This window comes from Anaerosporobacter faecicola, assembly GCF_012070565.1.
Classification (GTDB): domain Bacteria; phylum Bacillota; class Clostridia; order Lachnospirales; family Lachnospiraceae; genus Anaerosporobacter; species Anaerosporobacter faecicola.
This window is the reverse complement of record NZ_JAAQRO010000030.1, coordinates 294,648-315,356: the sequence shown is the minus strand read 5'-3', so window position 1 is coordinate 315,356 and position 20,709 is coordinate 294,648. Positions and strand designations below refer to the sequence as shown.

Here is a 20,709-nt window from a genome sequence, read left to right as displayed (position 1 = left end):
CAGCAGTTCTTTTTCGTGCTGTCAAGGGTGGCGGCAAGCTACCACAACCTATAATATCTGCAATTTTCAAGGTTCATCTGAGCCTTTTTTCTTTGCTCATTTTTTTCATAAATCATTTGACACTATCCATAATCAAGATACCAACTATATGTGATATCCTGTTCCTCGTACATGTGTAGACGACTACATAGTAAGATTATAGCAATCCCCATTTTTATTTAACATGGACTTTTATACACGGAATATATACTTTTTTAATGAATCATAGTATTTTATAGTTTATTTTGATATTTTATGTCATGTGTACATAGTTACCTTTCCCTTAAATCAAGTGTATCTTCTTCCAGTCTTCCATAAAACTGCAAACGATAAAAAACCCCTAGGAGATCTATCCGAAGAAAAATCATATTTTCCTCTTTTCATCGACTCCTAGGGATTTTACTTTCTATGCTGTATGCACTTCTATTTGTTTTGAAAGGTATTGGCATACCTCTTTTTCTGTACTAAATTGCATTGCTTGTTTTGCAATCTTTTTTGCATCTTCCATCGTTATTTGTGAAATTGCTTTTCTTGTAGCTAGAATTGCTGAAGAACTAACACTGAATTCATCCAATCCAAATGCTAATAGTAGTGGAAGCATTCTTATATCACTAGCTGATTCACCACACATACCTACCATAATATTCTGCTCTTTTGCTGCTTGTATAATATTTCTGATGCTTCGAAGAACAGCCGGCTGATAAGTGGAATAGAGTCCTGCTACTTTCGCATTGCCACGGTCTACTGCCATCGTATACTGGGTCAGGTCATTTGTACCAATGCTAAAGAAATCCACTTCCTTTGCTAATAGGTCAGCAATTAGTGAAGCTGCCGGTGTTTCAATCATAACGCCAACCTTAAGATCTTCCTTATATGCCTGTCCTTCTTGCTTTAGCTCACTCTTTAATTCATTAAGCAATGCTTTCACTTGCCGAACTTCTTCCACACAAGTAACCAATGGTATCATAATTCTAATATCACCAAATGCACTCGCCCGTAATAAGGCACGTAACTGTGTACGATAGATATCCGTACGGTCTAGGCAATACCGAATGGCACGATATCCTAAGAATGGATTATCTTCTTTTGGAATTTCCAAATATGGAATCTCCTTATCCCCTCCAATATCCAAGGTACGGATAATGATTGGTTTTCCATTCAATGTCATAGCCGCTTCTTTGTATGCAAGAAACTGTTCTTCTTCCGTTGGAAGAGAGGAACTATCCATAAACAAGAACTCCGTTCGGAATAGTCCAACCCCTTCTCCACCTGCCTGTACAACACTCTGGACATCTTTTGGATTTCCTATATTCCCAAATAACTCGACGCGAACTCCATCTTTTGTCTGTGTATGCATATTGGAGAATTGCTGAAGTTCTTCCTTTTCTTTTTGTAATGCTGCATAGCGCGATTGATATTCTGCAATCTGTTCCTTTGATGGTTCTGTAATAACGATTCCTTTTTCTCCATCTACGATTGCTTCTTGTCCATCTTTTAAGTTTGTCATACATGCTTCTACGCTGAGTACAGCAGGTATCTCTAAGGCTCTTGCCAAGATTGCGGAATGTGAGGTTACACCTCCCACCTCTGTAACGATTCCCACTACATTTTCCTTCACAATACCAGCAGTCATTGATGGTGTAAAATCTCTTGCTACTAAAATCGTCCCCTTGGGAACTTTGCTTATATCCACATCAATGATGCCAAGTAATTGTTTTAGGAACCGTGTTTTGATATCATGAATGTCACTTGCACGTTGGCGCATCATCTCGTCGTCAATGGAGGAGAACATCTGAATAAATGTATCGCAGACTTGTTCCATTGCCTGCTCTGCACAAGTACCTGATTGTATTGCAGCTTCGACTTCACCAGTTAAGGCTGGGTCCGAGATGATCATAATTTGTCCTTCAATGATTTCTGCTTCTTTTTCTCCAATACGTTCTCTGATATCATCAGCCACCTTCTGGGTATCTGTTGTGAATCTTTCTAATTCTGTTTTAAACCGATTTAACTCAGCAGTTGGCTCAATTGTTCTGCCTTTCTCATACTCCATCGTACATTCTTTCAGCAAAATGATATGACCGATTCCCACTCCCGCTGAAGCTGCAATACCATGATTCATAATTACACCTCCCGTTCTACCAAGATTTACTCTCCAAATCCGTTGCTATATAATTCCTCAAACTTTGCTAATGCTGCGTCTTCATCTTCACCGTTACATTGTACTTCAATTTCTGTTCCAAACTTAATACAAGCGGCCATTACATTCATAATACTTTTCGCATTGATCGTTGCACCGTTTACAACAATAGTAACATCTGAATTGAATTTCATCATTTCTTTTGTAACCACACCTGCTGGTCTCATGTGAAGTCCTTGTTCATTTTTGATCGTAAATTGTTTGCTTACCATTATCATAATCTCCTTTTCTTATTGTTTATGTGTAACTGTTCAGAGCCAAGCAAGTTGCTTTTTGTTTTCCCGTACTACTTGTCTTCTGTACATCCGTTTCTTTACTTTGTAGCAATAGGTTTCTTTAAGAAGGATAACAGGAACATACCCGCAAGAGAACCAATTACTAATGCTAGGATATATCCAAATACATTACCAACAACAGGGAATACGAAGATTCCTCCATGTGGTGCACGTAAGGTACAACCCATTGCCATTGAGATACCACCTGCAATTGCAGAACCTACAATACATGATGGAATAACACGAAGGGGATCTGCTGCTGCGTAAGGGATTGCCCCTTCTGAAATAAAGCATAATCCCATGATATAGTTTACGATTCCTGACTTTCTATCTTTATCTGACCAACGACTCTTGAAAAATGTCGTTGATAGAGCAATTACAAGTGGTGGAATCATACCACCGATCATAACGGCTGCCATAATATCATAATTTCCATTGGCAATGGCTGCTGTTCCGAATACATACGCTGCTTTGTTAAATGGTCCACCCATATCGATTGACATCATACCTGCTACCACACAACCAAGTAAGATCTTGCTTCCATTTCCCATAGCATTCAATGCATCCGTTAACCCCGTATTGATACCTGCAACTGCTGGATTGATGGCACACATGATCAAGCCGATCAATAGGATACCGAATAATGGATACAATAATACAGGTTTGATTCCTTCCAAACTATCTGGTAGATAATTGCATAATTTTCTTAAACCTAATACAAGATAACCACCTACAAAACCTGCTAATAGTGCACCTAAGAAACCTGCTGATACACCACTGCTTGCTGACAATGTCATACCTGAAGCGGCAATGGAACCACCCACAAAACCAACTGCCAAACCAGGTCGATCTGCAATACTCATTGCAATGTATCCTGCAAGGATTGGTAACATAAAACCAAAGGCCGTATCACCGATACGTTTGAAAAATGCTGCTAGCGCTGTATTGGAACCAAAGTTCTTTGGATCAATGGAATAGTCATCTAATAAAAATGCTAAGGCAATTAGGATACCTCCCCCAATTACAAATGGTAACATATGTGAAACACCATTCATTAGATGCTTATAGAGCTGTCTACCAAAGCTTTCTTTCTCGCCTCTTCCATCATTCGTTACTTCACCGGTATGATGGTAAACAGGTACTTCCTTATTCACAATCTTCTCAATTAACTCTTGTGGTTTATGAATTCCATCTGCAACTTTCACCCTAAGCACTGGTTTTCCATCAAATCTAGCCATCTCCACATTCTTATCTGCCGCAACAATAATGCCATCTGCCTGTTCAATTTCTTCCTGTGTAAGTACATTCTTTGCTCCACCTGAACCATTGGTTTCCGCTTTTAATGCGTAACCAAGCTCTTTCGCTTTTAATTCCAAACTTTCTGCTGCCATAAATGTATGAGCAATTCCAGTTGGACAAGCTGTAACTGCTAGGATTCGATATCCCGAACGTTCCTGTACATCTTTTCGTTGTTCAACCGCTTGTTCTTTCGCACCAAACTTTTCAATTTCCTTTTCATTAATGGCTCCTAAGAATTCTTCTGCATTCTTAGCTGCTAATAAACGTTGACGGAATGCTGGGTCCATTAACATGACATTCAGATTCGATAATACTTCCAAATGCACATCTCCACCTTGCTCAGGTGCAGCGATCATAAAGAATAAATTACTTGGTGCACCGTCCATAGAATCGCAATCCACACCAGCTGGCACTGTCATAGCCGCAAGTCCAGGTTTTGTTACTGCTTTATTCTTCGCATGTGGAATTGCAAGTCCCTCACCAATTGCTGTTGTTCCAAGTTCTTCTCTTGCTAATATTCCCGCTTTGTATTCCTCTTTATCTGATACATTTCCCACTTTTGCATGTAAGTCGATCAAAATCTGTAATGCTTCTTCTTTCGTACTTGGTGATGCTTGTAGTACAATTGCGTCTTTTTTCAATAAATCCGTAATTCTCATATGTCTACCTCCTACTTTTATTTGCTATACCCCATTTGCACAACAATTTTTAGATTTGCTCCAATAACATAGCAATCAATTCTTTGCTTCCTAACCCTGGTGAAAATGCAGTCGCACTTCCTGCAGCGGTTCCCAATCGCAATGCTTCTTGATAATCCTGTGTTTTCAAATATCCTGCTAGGAATCCTGCTACCATAGAATCTCCTGCTCCTACGGAATTCACCACCTTTCCATTTGGTACACCAATTCGATGCACCATATGATTTTCATCTAGTAATATAGCTCCATCTCCTGCCATGGAGATCAACACATTACGTGCTCCTAAGTTCTGCAACTCTTTTGCATAGTAGATGATATCTTCCTGTGTCTCAATTTTCACACCAAATAGCTCACCTAGTTCATGATTATTCGGTTTAATTAAAAATGGTTTATACTTTAATACATTTTTCAAAAGATCATTCGTAGCATCAACAACAAAACGAATCTCTTTCTTAAACAAGCGTTCCATGATCTGTTCATAGATATTATTCGGTAATGTACTTGGTATGCTTCCTGCTAATACAAGGGTATCTCCCTCTACTAATTGATCTAATTTATGATATAGTTCATCAATTGCATGTTCTGTAATCAGAGGTCCTTGGGCATTAATTTCCGTTTCTTCCTGCGACTTGATCTTCAGGTTAATTCGACTGATTCCGTTTGGTAAACAGATAAAATCCGTTTCTATTCCCTGTTCTTTTACACCCTGTTCAATCTCTCGTCCTGTAAACCCAGCGATAAATCCAAGGGCAACACTTGCAAATCCCAGTGTCTGTAGTAGGATTGATACATTGATCCCTTTCCCACCATAGTAAACCTCTTCCGCTGTGGTTCGATTTACTTCTCCTGTCTTCAGCTGTTCCACTTGAACAACGTAATCAAGAGCAGGATTAAATGTTACAGTATAGATCATGACCTACATACCTCCTTTACTATAGTAGATTCTCTATATTTCTCATCCGGTAAAAAATCAGTAATGATACAAACCTGATCCAATGAAGCAAATGTTACAGAAGATGCTTTCCCAAACTTTGTATGATCCGCTAATATATAGGTCATATAGCTTCTATTAGCTGCTTCTTTTTTCATAAGACCTTCTTCAATCTCTGGTGTTGTAACACCTTGCAACAAACTGATCCCATTGGTTCCTAGGAAACCTTTTGTAAAGTTATATTTCTTTAAGTTTTGTATTCCAACTGCTCCCACAAGCGCTTCTGTCGATAATTTCAGTTCTCCACCAATCACGTATGCTTTGCAACCTTTTTGTACTAATTTCTTAGCATGAACAAATCCATTGGTGATATATACTGCTTTCGTATTACTAATGTAATCAACAAGTTTTAATGTAGTTGTCCCAGCATCGATATATACAAAATCATCGTCTTTGATCAGTGATGCAGCGTATCTACCAATTTCATTCTTTTCATCCACATTCATTGAGGACTTCGTCTCTACATCCGCTTCAAAAGTAGAGATATCCTCTAAAACAGTTGCTCCACCATGAACCTTATTCAACTTTCCCATCTCATGTAACGTGATCAAATCTCTACGAATGGTTGATTCAGAAGCATCTAGTTCCTTTGACAGTTCTGTTACTGTCACTGCTTTTCTATCTTGTAGAACCTGTAATATCAGACTATGTCTTTCTTGTGTTAGCATCTTTATTCCCCCTACGAATTCGTATTCCTGTTATACCAGTATACTATCATCTTTTTCATTCAAAGTCAATCATTTTCTTTCATTTTCAATCATATAATTTCATTCTCATTCATTTATAATCATTTTCTTTCATGCAATCCTCATTTCTTTTCATACAATCTGGTGTAAACTGACGTTTTTTGATCATTTTTTGCTATTTCATGTGTATCTCATTCTTTTACCAAAGCCAAATGTATGTCCAAAAAAGAGGTATAAAAAGGTATAAGAAAAGTTGGTTATCGTATGATAATAACCATTACGATAACCAACTTTTAATTATTCTCTCTTATTTGATTGTATTTATTCATTGTGTATTCGATGTTACTGCTATTTATCTACATCTCTTGCAATGATTCGGTTTCTCCTGTTACATTTTCTTTCTCTTTTTCTTTTAAAACAGGATTCGTCTTTATCTTTATTATTAATGGTATAACCATAAGGATCCATACAATAGGTTCCGAAAGAATGATTCCCATATAATCCAGATAAGGAACCAATAGGAATACTACAAGAACCTTTCCTACCAACTCGATCATACTGGATACGATTGGTGTTCTATGATCTCCAATTCCCTGCATTGCATTTCGTAAAACCGTAATCATAGCAGGTACAAAATAAAACAAGGTGTCGATTCGCAGATACAACGTAGCGGTATGAATAATCTTTGCATCCTCTGTTCCTGTTACCAGATGTACGAGCCAAGGAGCGATGGTATAACTAGCAACCATCATCAAAATGGACCAGCCCCAAGTAACCAAGATCACCATACGGATTCCTTCTTTTATCCGTCCAATCTTACCAGCACCTAAGTTTTGTCCACAATAGGTAGCCATGGTCGTACCGCATACACTAAAGAGCAACATATAGATCTCTGTAATCTTTCTTGCTGCTGTATGTGCCACGATCGTCTTCGTTCCAAATGTATTGATTGCACTTTGCAAAGCCACTGTTCCTAGGCATACCAACGAAAGCATGATTCCCATGGATAACCCCGAAGCATACATCTCTTTGACTTCTGCCCATTCCATTTTGAAATCCTCTCTATGAAGATGCAACATCGGATATTTTTTCCACATATATACGAATACCAATACAACAGATATAAACTGTGCTAAAACGGTTGCGTAAGCTGCACCTTCCACGCCCATATGAAATCCATTAATGAATAAGAAATCCAGTCCCACATTCAAAACGGTTCCTACGATTAAAAAAATTAATGGGGTAACGGTATCACCAATAGCACGTAATACACTGGCTAATGCATTATACCATAGGGTAACAATCATACCAAGGAATATGACCCGAATATATACATACGATTCTTGTATAACTTCGGGTGGCGTGTTCAACACACGTAATAATGGCATTAAGAATACCACACTAAGAATCGTCATAACAATAGCTGTTACTGTTCCAAGAAAAAGTGACATCGCTGTGGTCCGTCGAAGTCCAGCCTCGTCCTTCGCTCCAAAGCTTTGTGCAACCTTGATTGCAAATCCATTGGTAAGACCTAGCAAAAATCCAATGATCAAGGAACTAATGGAATTGGTGGCCCCTACCGCCGCCAATGACTGCTCTCCTAATGTTTCTCCAACGATTCTTGTATCGATTAGATTATACAGTAACTGAAATACATTCCCTAGCAACACAGGAAGTGCAAACTGGAAAATCAATTTTAATGGATTTCCTTTTGTTAAGTCTTTCATATGTATTTACCACACTTTCTTAAAATATGTAATATGTTTCTATATTGGAATAAATCGTATTTTTAAATAGCTTTTTTCAATATACCATATATACCTTCTTCATGCAAGTGCAATGACTGCTTTTTATAATTACAAGCTCACTATTTACTAACCCGTATATTTTTTTCTTAGTTTGAGATACTACATTATGAATTCATAAGAAAGAAGGACTTACAATATGTCAGTTGATTTTAAATCTAGTGAAACTAGAGAAAACCTCATGCGTGCTTTTGCTGGGGAAAGCCAGGCAAGAAACCGTTATACAATGGCTGCTGATATTGCCTGTCAACAAAAGCAAGAAATTGTCGCTGCACTTTTTCGCTTTACTGCCAATCAGGAACGAGCTCATGCGCAAGTTTTCTATAACCATCTAAAGGAATTTTCTGGTGAAAATATTGAAATTACGAATGCCGCATACCCTGTTAATGTTTCCCAAGACTTAATTGAATTATTGAACTTCGCCAAACATAATGAATATGAAGAAGCAAACGATGTATACACCACCTTTAGTGCGAAAGCGAAAGAAGAAGGCTTTGCAAAGGTTGCATATGCATTTGCAGAGATCGCAAGAGTAGAACAAACGCACTGTGATCGTTTTGAAAAGATGGCGGAGATGCTTAGTGAGAGTAAACTCTATCAATCTTCCTCTTCTTCGACTTGGATCTGTTCCTTCTGTGGCTATATCTACGAAGGCGAGAAAGTTCCAGACAAATGCCCTGTATGTACGTATGATCAGGGTTACTTTATTCCGATCGAGCTTTTATCCTGTAAGGATTTCTTAGCTGGAAAAAAAGCATAAGATTATAACGAACTCTCGATGATAAACAATACTAGGATTATGAAATGCAATAAAATATACAAAAGTACGTAAAAATGGGGTAGTCACATTCCACTACTATGCTCGAATGTGACACCCCATTTTTACACGTTCTTCTTTCGAAAACACGTATAGAGGTTCTGGTAATTTGCCCATACAGTACAAGGTTCTTTGCAAAAATAGTACGTACTGAATAAGGCTTCTTTTCGATTCCACTCCATCGTCAATGCGAATAATTCTTTATTCAATGGGAGATACATCAAATCCTTATGTGCTTCATATAGAAGTAAAACTTCTCTATTGGCATCGGACAAGACCGTACGTAACCGTTCCTTCTCTTCCGCTGATAGAGTTCCATAATACCAATCCACATAAGCATCTTCTGTTCCATTCTGTTCCCAGATTTGACGCAGTTCCTCTTCTGCCTCATCTGGCTCTCTGCTTAATTCTTTCGCATCATAATCTCGATATCCTTCTTCGATTCGACTAATATAGAGCGCACCTTGAGATAGCAGCGTTTTTTGATCAAGTGCACCAATCAAATGAAATCGTTCCTTTTTGGTCATTTTCTTAATCACTTGTTCATAGGAATGATCTATCATATCGTATAAGAGCTGGTCATCTATTCGATCAATATAGATGGTATTCTTATAGGGTTGCTGCACAGGTGGACAATGATATCCTCTCACTACCGCCTGTGGAAACTGTTGCCGATAGAAATCTGCAAGCATTTGCTCGCAACGAAGGGTGATCTTAAAATCCTCTTCCCGTGGATACAGTTCCGCAAAGATCTTACCCTCTGCTTTCACACAGATTGGTATGTATCCAAAAGGATGAGCAAGATAAGCACCTGGCTTAGTCAGACAATACCTCAGTATTTCTTCTTTTTTCATGTTTCTTGTCACACTCCTTTTCTAATCCAGCCTGATTTTCTATAGTAGGAACATTCTTTTGATAATTCACAACAAATATTCCAATACAAACTAAGATTAGCGCAACAACACCTTTCAAACCGAAACTCTGTCCCTTTTCATCTAAGAAGATACTTGATAGGATTACACCGCTAATCGGATTCACAAAACCAAAAACTGCAACTTTTGATACAGGATTGTATTTGAGAAGAATACTCCAAACAGAATATGCTACTGCTGAAACCATTGCAAGATAGATCAACATGCCAATTCCTTTTCCAGTTATGACCGTTAGCTTCCCGCCCCATAACAAGCCAAATACTACCATGATCAAGCCACCAATAACAAATTGATACCCACTTAATACAACTGGATTTTCATCTTTCGAATATTTCTTCATGATAACAGAGGATAACGAATATGCAACCGTACATAGTAAAATGAAGCCTTCACCTGTTAGTTTCATATGCATATCAATACCACTTTTCGTTACATTAATCAACACAACACCAGCAAAACCTAACACACAACCAATCAGCTTCTTCATCGTTAGTTTTTCTTGTCGGAAGAATACGCAAGCAATAATGATTGCAACGAATACATTAGACCCATTAATAATTGCTGCTTTCACTCCTGTTGTATTGGCTAAACCAATATAGAAGAACAGATATTGCAATACCGTCTGGAACATACAAAGTACAAGAATCTTTCCATATGAGGTTTTCTTGGGTACTAGAATCTTGCGGCTCATAAGACTTCCTAAGATTACCGATAAGATACCTGCCAATGTGAATCGACATCCTGCGAATAAAATCTGCGTCGCACTGTCATTCCCTCCTATTGCAAAATACTGATACCCTAACTTTATCGCAGGGAACGCACTTCCCCACAATGTACAACAAATCGTTGCTAGCAAACAAACGACTGCTGTTTTCTTCATTACATCATCCTTGGTTATCTTCTCTTTCATGGTTCTGTCTTACCTTTCTTCTCGTTTCCCCTGTTGTCATTATTTAACTTACTTCACTCCTACATCTGTTTACGAACTATCTTGTATTCATCATCTAATTGATAATAAGGACAACTAAAATGTCGATCCTGTAGAAAACGAACCATCTCGTCTTCATCTAAATTCACTTCACAGATATAACACTCATAATCCTCATCATATACGTAATTACTACAACTTTCACAATTGGAACTGGTTTTTGTCTTCATTTATAAGTTACCTCACCTTCCCGACTGGCAAAGCCATATAAACCAAATATACTTTCTCTACCAACCTAGAACTCCCTGTTTCGTACAATGTTGTACTTCTTTTGCTGTTAATTGTCGACGTTTTTCGTTAATCTGACAACCTGCACCTGTATTCTCATATTCATATAATCGTTCCGTCTCTGGATATGCATCATGCATATTCGTCCACCCATCTTCTCGAATATGTGCCCCTAACTCACAATGCATAAACACGGTAGCGGCACATACTGGCTCCATACGCATACTAGGATGCCATGGTCTCCCAAGGTATACCGAGTTTGGTGCCATCGTCTCATCTGCTGTTAAGGTGCAATTGATAAATAAAAATCCATATGCATCTGACGCTTTTGTGCTTGCGGCTGTTACATACCCATTCTCCGTTTTCGAACCACGGTCAAGGGAATGCAACTGGCAGTTTTCGAATACAGCATGGGCTGCACCAAAGATATAATCCACATCACCTTCCAGATAACAATTCAAGAAATAACAAGATCCTGACTGCGCGTACAACGTATCTTGGTAGCCTTTAAAACTACAGTTGATAAAGGTATTTCCTTCTCCCGTCGTCGACAATGCCACTGCTTGTCTTCCCATAGCATCAAATCCTGGTTGAAAAAATGTATTCTCAAACGTAAGATTGGAAGCAGTCACATTGCTACCGTCTATGAATACAGAAGGACTACGAAATGTTCCGATCTTCTCTCCATTCGCATCAAGCATTCCAGCATAATTGTCATACGTGATTACCGTTTCTTCTCTATCTTCACCAACAAGTTTAATGAACGATTTTTCTGCAGGAATTGTCACCACTTCCTTGTAAACCCCTTTTTTAATCCGTATGGTAACGGGTTGGTCATTGCCACATGCTACTGCATCAATGGCAGCTTGAACCTTTGTAAAATCTCCACTTCCGTCTTTTGCAACAATATACTCTTTCTCCATTGTTTCCTCCATGTGCTTTTTCTATCTGTTGATTTTACCAAAACACAAATCCCATCCGAACATATCGTCTCATACCAATCCATGCTTTTCAAAACCTCTTGCTATTATACCTTGTTTCCAACAGTTTTGCACGAAATATATGATGCAAGGGTCAAAAGATCATATTTATGCTTCTGCGCGGATTGCGCATGTTTTAGAATTGTGAGAGTTGCATTGCAACGGAACAATTCTAAAACATAAGCTCTAATTGTCTTAATTTTCTAATTTCATGGATAATATAGGCAATCGCAATAACGGAAGCAATCCCATCTGATATAGCATTACTTGCATAGATTCCCTGTACTCCATATTGTGGTGCAAATACCATAATGGCAGGAACCACGATTACGCCATACCGTAAAAAAGACAGTGCACTACTTCTTCTTGCTGCTCCTACTGCCTGATAATATTGTGAACTAATCGTCTGTAAACCAACCAAAGGAAGCATTGCCAAATAGAGGCGAATACCTCTTGCTGCTACATCACGAAGTTCCTCTTGTTTTGTAAACAGATCCACAATTCCATGAGGGAAAAACTGTACAAGAAGAAAGAGAACCGTAGACAAAATTCCTGCATAGAGAAGGGACAATAAAAGAGAACTTCTCACTCTTCCATATTGTTTTGCTCCCCAATTATAACCACAGATCGCGTTATTTCCTTGAACAATACCGGTTACTACCATATGATAGAAACTAAATATACTAGAGATGATCGTTACTGCAGCTACATCTAAATCCGTTCCATAGTGTAATAAACTGGTATTCATGTACAGATTCACCCCAGTGGCCAAAATCTGTACGAAGAAGGAAGGACTCCCCATCTTGATCAGTGCTTTTGCAAGTTCCCTCTCTTTCTTTACCTGCCGTTTCTTTAGATGAATCATAAAATCCTGACGTGTCAGGAATATATAGTATACATAGATGGTAAGTGTCATTTGCGATAACACAGTACCTATTGCGGCTCCTTTAATCCCAAGATCAAATCCAAAGATTAAGATGGGATCAAGAATCATATTCATAATCGAGGTAACAATAATAATCTTCATCGAGGTCTTTGCTTGCCCGATTGACCGTAAGGAATTATTGAGGCAGTACCCTGGAATTCCAATAATAGAACCAACAATTATTATCACAATATATTCTTTTGCATAAGGGAGTACCTCTTCTGATATTCCAAGACCAGTTAAAATTGGATTCAGAAATACAAGGAATATAGCAGCAAATACAATCAAAAATCCTATGATATATTTACTCGCAAGATAAAGTAGATCCTCTGCTTCTTCTTTCTCCCCTTCCCCTAATTTCAAGGAAATCAGTGCGGACGACCCAATTCCGATTAATAACACGAATGCCATCTGCAGAATTTGAATGGGCATGGTGATTCCCACTGCTGTTAATGCATAGGGATTAATCTTCCCTACGAAGATTCGATCTACGATATTAAAAATTGCGCTACTGAGCATTCCCAAAATAGCAGGGACACTTAATCGCCATAATAGCCGATTTACCTTTTCCATTCCTAAATCATGTTCCATATATTCCTCCAGTATCTTAACTTGGTACTACTCGAAATCCTTCCCCGTGAATCTCATTGGCATCCATATGAATAATGAATACCTCTTCATCCACCTCTTTTACTGCCTTCTCTACCTGAACCAATTGTTTGGGATTACAAGCTACCATAACAACTTGCTTTTCATCTTTTTTATATCCGCCACGTCCATCTAATATGGTTGAACCACGTCCACAACAAGAATCTATAATATCGCAGATCTCTTCTCCACGTTTTGTTACGATCAACGCAATTTTTCCGGAATTCATTCCGCTCATAACCTTATCAACAGCAATTGCAAATAAGAAATTAATGATCATACCATATATTACGCCATCAACATCATGAAATATGACTCCTCCTACTAATATAATTCCAATATCCGATAAAAATGCGATGGTTCCTAACTTCATATGTGGTCGTATTGCTTTCGCAGCCATGATCAGGAAATCAGAACCTCCCGTAGATGAATTTCTTGTATAAATAATAGCATATCCAATTCCACCAATTACTCCTGTTACAATAGCAGCAAGCATTCGGTTTCCTTCATATAAAGGTAACAATGGTGCAACATAATCGATCATAAAAGAAGAGATGATCATACACCGAAATGTACGGATCATAAATTTCTTTCCAATCAACCGATAGCAAAGAATCGCTACTGGAATATTAATAATAATTGTAGTAATACCAATTGGTGCACCAAATAGACGATATAGAATCAAGGCGATTCCAGAAAATCCTGTCATTGGGAATTCTGCACGTAACGCAAAGTTATAGATGGCGATTGCCACCAAAAAACTCCCGATACATTCCATTACTATATCCATCCATACACTTTCTTTTTCATTTAGCCATTGCATCTATTCTATCCCCTTTTCTTCTATTCTGCAACTAACATAGAACAAAGTCAGCTCAAATATGTGTTCCACACATTCTCATACAAAAACCTATGCAAAGGACACACACTTTACCGTACCGTGAAGAGTATTTTTATCTAGGAAATTGCAAAGAACATCGCTTAACTGCATTGGCAACTTCCCATAAACAAAAAAAAGATACCTGCAGACTATAACACTATAATCCGCAAATACCTTTGCTCTTCTTTCGGATGACAGATTACCACTTTCTTGTATTTCTGTCAAGTTCCTATTAAATATGTATTTCTATATTCAAACTTCGCACTTGAATGAATTGAATGTGTATGTGATTGCTCTATTCGTTGGAAAACGCGTTCACGCCTCACTTTACACGTAACGAAATTTCTCTCTCTCGTGCATCAGTAAGGGGCAAATACGACATGTTACTTTAACCCCTTACTGATTATATTTGTTTCTTAAAATAGAATTACGAAAACATCTACTTTATTTGTAGTAATTTTCTACCCATTCCATTCTTTGCAGGTATTGTTCCACAATTGCCTGTCCCATATCAGGGTGAATCGTATCCGCATGCGAAATCGTAATTGCCGACATAGCAATGGCATATTTCACTGTATCTACAATTGACAATCCATTCATAAAGCCATATCCCAGACCAGCCACACAGGAATCTCCTGCACCAGTTACGTTTACAACCTGCACCTTGTTAGCCTTGATTATTCCTTCCTGCTCTCCATTGTTATAGTAGATTCCATCTTCATCCAAACTGATGAATACATTCTCAATGCCCAATTCACGAAAATACGCTCCCGCTCTTCTTACATCATCATCATTCTCAATAGAAAATCCACATAACACTTCTGCTTCCAAACGATTGGGCTTAATTGTATGAAAATACGGAATCAAATGCTTCACGCGCGCCACTTTTGTTGCTGACACAGGATCTAATACGAATCTTGTTTCTCCCTGATACGTTTTCAATAGATATTCTAACATCATAGGATTATCGGTATCCACAACCATATATTCCGCGTTCTTAATGCATTCTGCTTTGCTATTAATAAATTCCTCCGTAACACGATCGGTAATCTTCATGTCAACAATTGCCGATTCCATTTCTCCTTGTTCATTAAGAATTGCCATGTACGTAGGAGTTGATTCTCCTTTTACAATAAGTGAATCTGACATATCAAGCTTGATCTCTTTTGCTGCTTTTTGAATACTTTTTCCCTTTTCATCATCTCCAAGAATCGAGATGAATTTGGTATTCACATGTAATCTAGCCATGTTTTCTGCTATGTTCCTACAGACACCGCCAAAAGAAATGCGTACATTTCCTGGATTAGAATCCTTTGCTTGGTAATTTTGATAGGTAAACCCAATAATATCGCAAACAGATACACCAAAAACTAACATATAAGGTTCATTTTTACAACTCATTTGATACTTCTTCTCCCTACTTTACTTTTTCACTTGAAAATAAATGATACAAGGGTCAAAAAGTCATGTTTCCCATGCTTGCATGAAAGAACATGACTTTTTGACCCGCACATCATAAACGTATTTATTACTATATTACATTTTCCGCTTAATTTCAACGAAAATAATATTGTAAATTTCTACCACTTTCATTTTTAAGAATACTCGAACAGTACCTTTACTCTACAAAAGGTACAACTGCTCCATCATACGTATCCGTTATAAATTGCTGAATTTTGTCTGATTTTAATACTTCAACCAACTTCTGAATGCCTTCTTTTTCTTCATTTCCTTCTTTTACTGCAATGACATTCACATAGGTCTTTGCTGCTTCTGAATCTGAGGCTTCATACGCAACTGCATCTTTTGCAACGGAAAATCCTGCTTCTAATGCATAGTTTCCATTTAAAACAACAAATGCAACTTCTGGTACCACACGGGAAACCTGTGCAGCTTCAAGTTCTTGAATCTCAATACCATATGGATTTTCTTTAATATCATTTACGGTAGCTTCAAGGCCCACACCTTCATTTAACGTTATGATTCCATTGTCTTGTAACAGTAACAATGCTCTTGCTTCATTTGTTGTATCATTTGGCACAGCAATTACATCACCTTTGGCAAGATCGTTCAGGTCATCTTTTTTACCTGGATAGATACCAAATGGTTCATAATGGATTCCACCTGCATTAACAAGATGTGTTTTCTGTTCATCATTAAAACTCTCTAGATATGGAATATGTTGAAAATAATTCGCATCAAAATCACCGCTCTCTACAACAAGATTCGGCTGAACATAGTCACTGAATTCTGTCACTTGAAGATCCCAGCCTTCTTCTGCCAACAATTTTTTTGCCTCACTTAGGATTTCTGCATGTGGCGTTGTGGATGCTGCTACTTTGATTACTTTTGATTCTACTGTTGTTCCTGCGGCTGTATCTGTGGAAGAACCTGAATCCTTCTTTTTGCAACCTGTTAACACCAACGCTGCTAAAGCTCCAATTACTGCTACTTTTAAAATTTGTTTTTTCATACTGTCTCCTCCTCAACTATTTCGTATTTCTTCGATCTAATTTCTTAGATAAAAACATACCAAATCCTTGTAATAGCTGCACTAATACAACTAAAAGTACGATGGTAACAATCATAATATCCGTCTGATAACGGTAATAACCATAACGAATCGCTATATCACCCAGACCTCCTCCTCCAACGGCACCTGCCATAGCGGAATACCCTAAGATTGTTCCTACCGCAATGGTTGCACCAACTAATAGTGGTGTTCTAGCTTCCACTAAAAGTACTTTTCGAATGATTGTCCAAGTGGATGCCCCCATACTTTGTGCTGCTTCGATCACACCTTGATCAACCTCCTTTAGGGAAGATTCCACCATACGACCGATGAATGGTGTAGCTGCAATCACAAGTGGAACAATGGTTGCTGTCGATCCATAACTTTTTCCAATGATTAAACGAGTGAATGGAATCAACAATACAACCAGGATAATGAACGGAATACTGCGAACGATATTAGAAAACACATCTAATATCTTGTAGATAACAGCGTTTGGTCGTATTCCCTTTTTATCTGTAATGGTTAAGATAACACCCATTGGCAGCCCTAACAGATACCCCATACAAACAGATATGAGAGTCATGTACAACGTTTCCACTAAACCGTCTTGTAGCATTCTTATTGTGGTTTCATTAAACATGAATATCCACCTCCTCTACTGCTAACTTTCGATTGATCAGATATGCGATCATCTTATCTGCTATCTCCTTTTCTTCCGGTAATTGCAAGATCATCTCTCCAATAGCCTTGCCACCTATATTATGGGTATCCGCACCCATGATATTGATTGGAGTTTGGAAGGACAGGATCATATTACTGATTACTGGTTCAAAAGATGATTGTTCGTTGAATACGATTCGAACAAAATGTTTTCCCCTCATGTAGGCCGTCGTCTCTGTTCCTTGGTATACAAGACGTTTCGCTTCTTCCGTTTTTGGTTCTGTGAAGATATCCTTAACAAGTCCTGTTTCTGCCAACGTTCCTCCACTTAAGATGGCAACTTTATTACAGATTTTTTGAATGACTTTCATCTCATGCGTAATAACCACAATGGTTATACCAAAACGTTTATTGATGTCTTTTAAAAGATTTAAGATAGCATTCGTGGTTTCTGGGTCAAGTGCACTAGTCGCCTCATCACAAAGCAGGATCTTTGGATTATTGGCTATCGCTCTTGCAATTGCTACTCTCTGCTTCTGTCCCCCAGACAATTGTGCAGGATAGGCATTCTCTTTGTGCTCTAATCCAACGATCTTTAATAGTTCCTTTGCCCGTTCTCTGGCTTTTTTCTTACGTACGCCTGCAATTTCAAGAGGAAAACAGATGTTATCAATTACAGTTCTTTGCATTAATAAATTAAAATGCTGGAAGATCATTGCAATCTCTTGTCTTGTTTTTCTCAACTCTTTGTTCGAAATCGTCTGTAGGTCTTTTCCATCAATTAAAACCGTACCTTCTGTAGGACGTTCCAAGAAATTAATACATCGTACCAATGTACTCTTTCCTGCACCTGACATGCCGATTATACCAAAGATATCTCCCTGCTCCATGTCAATGGATATATTCTGTAACGCATCCACTTTCCCAGCTTTACTTGGAAATGATTTGGATACATTCTTAATCTGGATCATTGGTCTCATCCCATCACCTCTCCTTCTATAACTAAGAATATGGATTTTCTCCAATCATTTTTGATTTGTTTTTTATTTCCTATTAATTATATATGTTTTATATGATATAATAATAATAATAATAATAATATGATATCAATTTGTCAATACATAATTTTCCCCGTTCAGAGCCAAGCAAATTAGAAAAAAATGATGCGATGAATGCTTGCATTCGTGAGTATCAGTTTTTTCTAATTTATTTGGCGGATACGCCAAATCGAGGAAACACTTTGTGTTTTCGAGATTGGCTCTGCACGGGTACTTTGCAAATTCGAAAAAATGATGCGATGAATGCTTGCTTTCGTGAGTATCAGTTTTTTCTAATTTATTTGGCGGATACGCCAAATCGAGGAAACACTTTGTGTTTTCGAGATTGGCTCTGCACGGGTACTTTGCAAATTTGATCGTATGATGCGATGAATGCTACTTCGTTCTTTGATAGATTGGCAGAAACGCCATGATTACCTGAAAGCAAAAAAACAGCGTAGACTAATCATATTGCGCTACATGTGCAACGATTGTCTACACTGTCTCAATACTACTTGATGATTTGATCGTCTAATACAATTGTAAATGGGCCATCATTCTCAAGGTCAACCTTCATATCCGCTCCAAATCTACCTGCTTCTACAACAGGCAACTTCTTACGGCTCTCCTCTAGAAAATACTCATAAAGCCGATTTGCGACTTCTGGTTTCCCAGCATTCACAAAACTTGGACGATTTCCTTTCTTGCAATCTGCATAAAGAGTAAATTGGGATATTACTAAAAGTTCACCTTGTACATCCTGTATGGAAAGATTGGTCTTACCATTCTCATCTTCAAAAATCCGTAATTTACAGATTTTTTCTATGAATTTATCAGCGATTTCTTCTGTGTCTTCCATGCCAACTCCAAGAAAGAGGAGCAATCCACGATTAATTTTACCGATTACTTCTCCGTCCACTGCTACTGAAGCATGGTTGACACGTTGAATTACTACTTTCACGAATTCTACCTCCTGTGAAACAGGATTACCAAGAGAGAATTCTTAAACAAAATAATCTATAATTGCTGGTCAACTTCTAATCCCTTTAGATCCTCTTCCACTAATTGCTGCGTCTTAAGAAGATTCTTAATCTCACTTTGAATCTTCCCATGGGTAATTTCAGCAGTCTGAATCATATCAGATGTATCCGTTACATCATTGTTTTCAACCTTAACCTCTAGTGGATCTTTTGTATTATCATGCACATTTTGAAGTTGTTCCTGTTCTTTTTCTCTCTCGACCTGTTTTGCTTCCTCTTCTTCTTTTTCTTCTTTTTTCTCTTTCGCTTCTTCCATTTGCTTTTCCAATTTTTCATCGATAGCATCTTTTGCTTCATTCAAAAGAGCATTTGCAAATTCCTTGTTGGCACTGTCCATGATCTTATCCGCTTCTTTTTGTGCGCCAACCATTGGATCTTCCTTCAACAAGGCAAGATGAATTGCATTGATCGTCATACTCTCGCCTTCTTTTTCTGACCGTGCAGAATTAAGACGGGATGTGAATTCTTCTTTTGATTTATCTAATTCCAGCATCTTACTTTGATATTCAGGGTCTTGTTCATTTCCTTCATATTCTTTCGCTAATGCAGCCTTACTTTCATCAATCTTGTCTATCTCTTGCTGTGCGGCTTGTGCCTGTTGTTCCAACTCTTCCATATGTTCCGCACGAGTAGCCATCTCATTATCTGTCTTAAGTTGGCTAGAGAACACATCCCCCAGTTTCTTCATAGCTTCTTTCTTGGCATTCATTTTCTTCATAGCCGGAATATCCTGTGTCAAATTCAAATCCGTCGCACGTAATGTATTCCCTTGTGCTGCTTTCTTCTCTTCTTCTTCCATCCTCTTTTCTTGGACAGTTTTTTGTTTACCTGTGGCTACTTCCAAATGTTGTGTACTATGATCAATGCTCCCTAAACCATTATACTTTACATTCATCTCTATACCTCCCATCGATATGTATAGGATCCTACTGATTCCTTTTACTTTTCGCAAATTACTGCATATCTCTCTTTACGTTCAATTTATCCAACAGAGGCTGGCTAAATATGGTAAATTGTGCATATAAAAGCAAATATACAATTCATTATACATATCGACAGAATTCCT

The 20,709-nt window shown here is 38.0% G+C and carries 19 protein-coding genes; 1 reads left to right on the top strand and 18 read right to left on the bottom strand.

The annotated features are described in order from the left end of the window. Nucleotides 1-445: 445 nt before the first annotated feature. The 6 genes from ptsP to HBB17_RS14030 form a co-directional block, all read right to left on the bottom strand. On the bottom strand, nucleotides 446-2,161 hold the full coding sequence (gene ptsP, locus HBB17_RS14055; RefSeq protein WP_167958124.1) for a phosphoenolpyruvate--protein phosphotransferase: 1,716 nt from the start codon (nucleotides 2,159-2,161) through the stop codon (nucleotides 446-448). 26 nt (nucleotides 2,162-2,187) lie between these two features. Next, a complete protein-coding gene (locus HBB17_RS14050) occupies nucleotides 2,188-2,451 on the bottom strand; it encodes an HPr family phosphocarrier protein (RefSeq protein ID WP_167958123.1) in 264 nt (87 codons plus the stop codon). Nucleotides 2,452-2,552: 101 nt separating this feature from the next. Next, on the bottom strand, nucleotides 2,553-4,472 hold the full coding sequence (locus HBB17_RS14045) for a PTS fructose transporter subunit IIABC (RefSeq protein ID WP_167958122.1): 1,920 nt from the start codon (nucleotides 4,470-4,472) through the stop codon (nucleotides 2,553-2,555). A gap of 49 nt (nucleotides 4,473-4,521) precedes the next feature. Next, nucleotides 4,522-5,424 carry a 1-phosphofructokinase gene (gene pfkB, locus HBB17_RS14040; RefSeq protein ID WP_167958121.1) on the bottom strand — a complete coding sequence of 301 codons (903 nt, stop codon included), beginning with the start codon at nucleotides 5,422-5,424 and terminating at the stop codon, nucleotides 4,522-4,524. After that, nucleotides 5,421-6,170 carry a DeoR/GlpR family DNA-binding transcription regulator gene (locus tag HBB17_RS14035; RefSeq protein ID WP_167958120.1) on the bottom strand — a complete coding sequence of 250 codons (750 nt, stop codon included), beginning with the start codon at nucleotides 6,168-6,170 and terminating at the stop codon, nucleotides 5,421-5,423. The genes pfkB and HBB17_RS14035 overlap by 4 nt, the downstream gene beginning before the upstream one ends. 374 nt (nucleotides 6,171-6,544) lie before the next feature. Beyond that, entirely contained in the window at nucleotides 6,545-7,915 is a 1,371-nt protein-coding gene (locus HBB17_RS14030; RefSeq protein ID WP_167958119.1) for an MATE family efflux transporter, read from the bottom strand. Nucleotides 7,916-8,132: 217 nt separating this feature from the next. Between HBB17_RS14030 and HBB17_RS14025 the strand changes: the two genes are divergently transcribed. Further along, nucleotides 8,133-8,753 (top strand): rubrerythrin family protein, encoded by a 621-nt coding sequence (locus HBB17_RS14025; RefSeq protein ID WP_167958118.1) that lies wholly within the window; start codon nucleotides 8,133-8,135, stop codon nucleotides 8,751-8,753. Nucleotides 8,754-8,875: 122 nt separating this feature from the next. Here the strand turns inward: HBB17_RS14025 and HBB17_RS14020 are convergent, their stop codons facing one another. From HBB17_RS14020 to HBB17_RS13965, 12 genes are all read right to left on the bottom strand, one after another. Then, nucleotides 8,876-9,664, bottom strand: coding sequence for an MmcQ/YjbR family DNA-binding protein (locus HBB17_RS14020; RefSeq protein ID WP_167958117.1), 789 nt, complete (start codon nucleotides 9,662-9,664; stop codon nucleotides 8,876-8,878). Then, nucleotides 9,627-10,652: a DMT family transporter gene (locus tag HBB17_RS14015; RefSeq protein ID WP_167958116.1), complete on the bottom strand. Its 1,026-nt coding sequence runs from the start codon at nucleotides 10,650-10,652 to the stop codon at nucleotides 9,627-9,629. The genes HBB17_RS14020 and HBB17_RS14015 overlap by 38 nt, the downstream gene beginning before the upstream one ends. Before the next feature lie 59 nt (nucleotides 10,653-10,711). After that, the gene (locus tag HBB17_RS14010; protein WP_167958115.1) at nucleotides 10,712-10,900 is read right to left on the bottom strand and encodes a DUF6472 family protein; all 189 of its coding nucleotides are present in this window, start codon (nucleotides 10,898-10,900) and stop codon (nucleotides 10,712-10,714) included. Nucleotides 10,901-10,957: 57 nt separating this feature from the next. Then, nucleotides 10,958-11,881, bottom strand: coding sequence for a pectinesterase family protein (locus HBB17_RS14005; protein ID WP_207717355.1), 924 nt, complete (start codon nucleotides 11,879-11,881; stop codon nucleotides 10,958-10,960). 229 nt (nucleotides 11,882-12,110) lie between these two features. Beyond that, the gene (locus tag HBB17_RS14000) at nucleotides 12,111-13,454 is read right to left on the bottom strand and encodes an MATE family efflux transporter (protein ID WP_167958113.1); all 1,344 of its coding nucleotides are present in this window, start codon (nucleotides 13,452-13,454) and stop codon (nucleotides 12,111-12,113) included. Nucleotides 13,455-13,470: 16 nt separating this feature from the next. Then, on the bottom strand, nucleotides 13,471-14,334 hold the full coding sequence (locus tag HBB17_RS13995) for a YitT family protein (RefSeq protein ID WP_167958112.1): 864 nt from the start codon (nucleotides 14,332-14,334) through the stop codon (nucleotides 13,471-13,473). Between the two features lie 501 nt (nucleotides 14,335-14,835). Next, the gene (locus tag HBB17_RS13990) at nucleotides 14,836-15,792 is read right to left on the bottom strand and encodes a carbohydrate kinase family protein (protein WP_167958111.1); all 957 of its coding nucleotides are present in this window, start codon (nucleotides 15,790-15,792) and stop codon (nucleotides 14,836-14,838) included. 217 nt (nucleotides 15,793-16,009) lie between these two features. After that, nucleotides 16,010-16,864, bottom strand: a complete 855-nt coding sequence (locus tag HBB17_RS13985) for a MetQ/NlpA family ABC transporter substrate-binding protein (protein WP_167958110.1) — start codon at nucleotides 16,862-16,864, stop codon at nucleotides 16,010-16,012. A 16-nt stretch (nucleotides 16,865-16,880) separates the two neighbouring features. Continuing rightward, nucleotides 16,881-17,546 carry a methionine ABC transporter permease gene (locus tag HBB17_RS13980; RefSeq protein ID WP_167958109.1) on the bottom strand — a complete coding sequence of 222 codons (666 nt, stop codon included), beginning with the start codon at nucleotides 17,544-17,546 and terminating at the stop codon, nucleotides 16,881-16,883. Beyond that, entirely contained in the window at nucleotides 17,539-18,546 is a 1,008-nt protein-coding gene (locus HBB17_RS13975; protein WP_167958108.1) for a methionine ABC transporter ATP-binding protein, read from the bottom strand. Before HBB17_RS13975 ends, HBB17_RS13980 begins: the two co-directional genes overlap by 8 nt. A 568-nt stretch (nucleotides 18,547-19,114) precedes the next feature. After that, complete coding sequence (gene dtd / locus HBB17_RS13970) at nucleotides 19,115-19,564, bottom strand: D-aminoacyl-tRNA deacylase (protein ID WP_167958107.1); 450 nt, start codon at nucleotides 19,562-19,564, stop codon at nucleotides 19,115-19,117. Nucleotides 19,565-19,620: 56 nt separating this feature from the next. After that, the gene (locus tag HBB17_RS13965; protein ID WP_167958106.1) at nucleotides 19,621-20,538 is read right to left on the bottom strand and encodes a hypothetical protein; all 918 of its coding nucleotides are present in this window, start codon (nucleotides 20,536-20,538) and stop codon (nucleotides 19,621-19,623) included. Nucleotides 20,539-20,709: the final 171 nt, after the last annotated feature.

Bases quoted from the DNA above. Each gene is read 5' to 3' on its own strand.
- ptsP (WP_167958124.1), bottom strand. From the start codon at position 2,161: ATGAATCATGGTATTGCAGCTTCAGCGGGAGTGGGAATCGGTCATATC.
- HBB17_RS14050 (WP_167958123.1), bottom strand. From the start codon at position 2,451: ATGGTAAGCAAACAATTTACGATCAAAAATGAACAAGGACTTCACATG.
- HBB17_RS14045 (WP_167958122.1), bottom strand. From the start codon at position 4,472: ATGAGAATTACGGATTTATTGAAAAAAGACGCAATTGTACTACAAGCA.
- pfkB (WP_167958121.1), bottom strand. From the start codon at position 5,424: ATGATCTATACTGTAACATTTAATCCTGCTCTTGATTACGTTGTTCAA.
- HBB17_RS14035 (WP_167958120.1), bottom strand. From the start codon at position 6,170: ATGCTAACACAAGAAAGACATAGTCTGATATTACAGGTTCTACAAGAT.
- HBB17_RS14030 (WP_167958119.1), bottom strand. From the start codon at position 7,915: ATGAAAGACTTAACAAAAGGAAATCCATTAAAATTGATTTTCCAGTTT.
- HBB17_RS14025 (WP_167958118.1), top strand. From the start codon at position 8,133: ATGTCAGTTGATTTTAAATCTAGTGAAACTAGAGAAAACCTCATGCGT.
- HBB17_RS14020 (WP_167958117.1), bottom strand. From the start codon at position 9,664: ATGAAAAAAGAAGAAATACTGAGGTATTGTCTGACTAAGCCAGGTGCT.
- HBB17_RS14015 (WP_167958116.1), bottom strand. From the start codon at position 10,652: ATGAAAGAGAAGATAACCAAGGATGATGTAATGAAGAAAACAGCAGTC.
- HBB17_RS14010 (WP_167958115.1), bottom strand. From the start codon at position 10,900: ATGAAGACAAAAACCAGTTCCAATTGTGAAAGTTGTAGTAATTACGTA.
- HBB17_RS14005 (WP_207717355.1), bottom strand. From the start codon at position 11,881: ATGGAGAAAGAGTATATTGTTGCAAAAGACGGAAGTGGAGATTTTACA.
- HBB17_RS14000 (WP_167958113.1), bottom strand. From the start codon at position 13,454: ATGGAACATGATTTAGGAATGGAAAAGGTAAATCGGCTATTATGGCGA.
- HBB17_RS13995 (WP_167958112.1), bottom strand. From the start codon at position 14,334: ATGCAATGGCTAAATGAAAAAGAAAGTGTATGGATGGATATAGTAATG.
- HBB17_RS13990 (WP_167958111.1), bottom strand. From the start codon at position 15,792: ATGAGTTGTAAAAATGAACCTTATATGTTAGTTTTTGGTGTATCTGTT.
- HBB17_RS13985 (WP_167958110.1), bottom strand. From the start codon at position 16,864: ATGAAAAAACAAATTTTAAAAGTAGCAGTAATTGGAGCTTTAGCAGCG.
- HBB17_RS13980 (WP_167958109.1), bottom strand. From the start codon at position 17,546: ATGTTTAATGAAACCACAATAAGAATGCTACAAGACGGTTTAGTGGAA.
- HBB17_RS13975 (WP_167958108.1), bottom strand. From the start codon at position 18,546: ATGAGACCAATGATCCAGATTAAGAATGTATCCAAATCATTTCCAAGT.
- HBB17_RS13965 (WP_167958106.1), bottom strand. From the start codon at position 20,538: ATGAATGTAAAGTATAATGGTTTAGGGAGCATTGATCATAGTACACAA.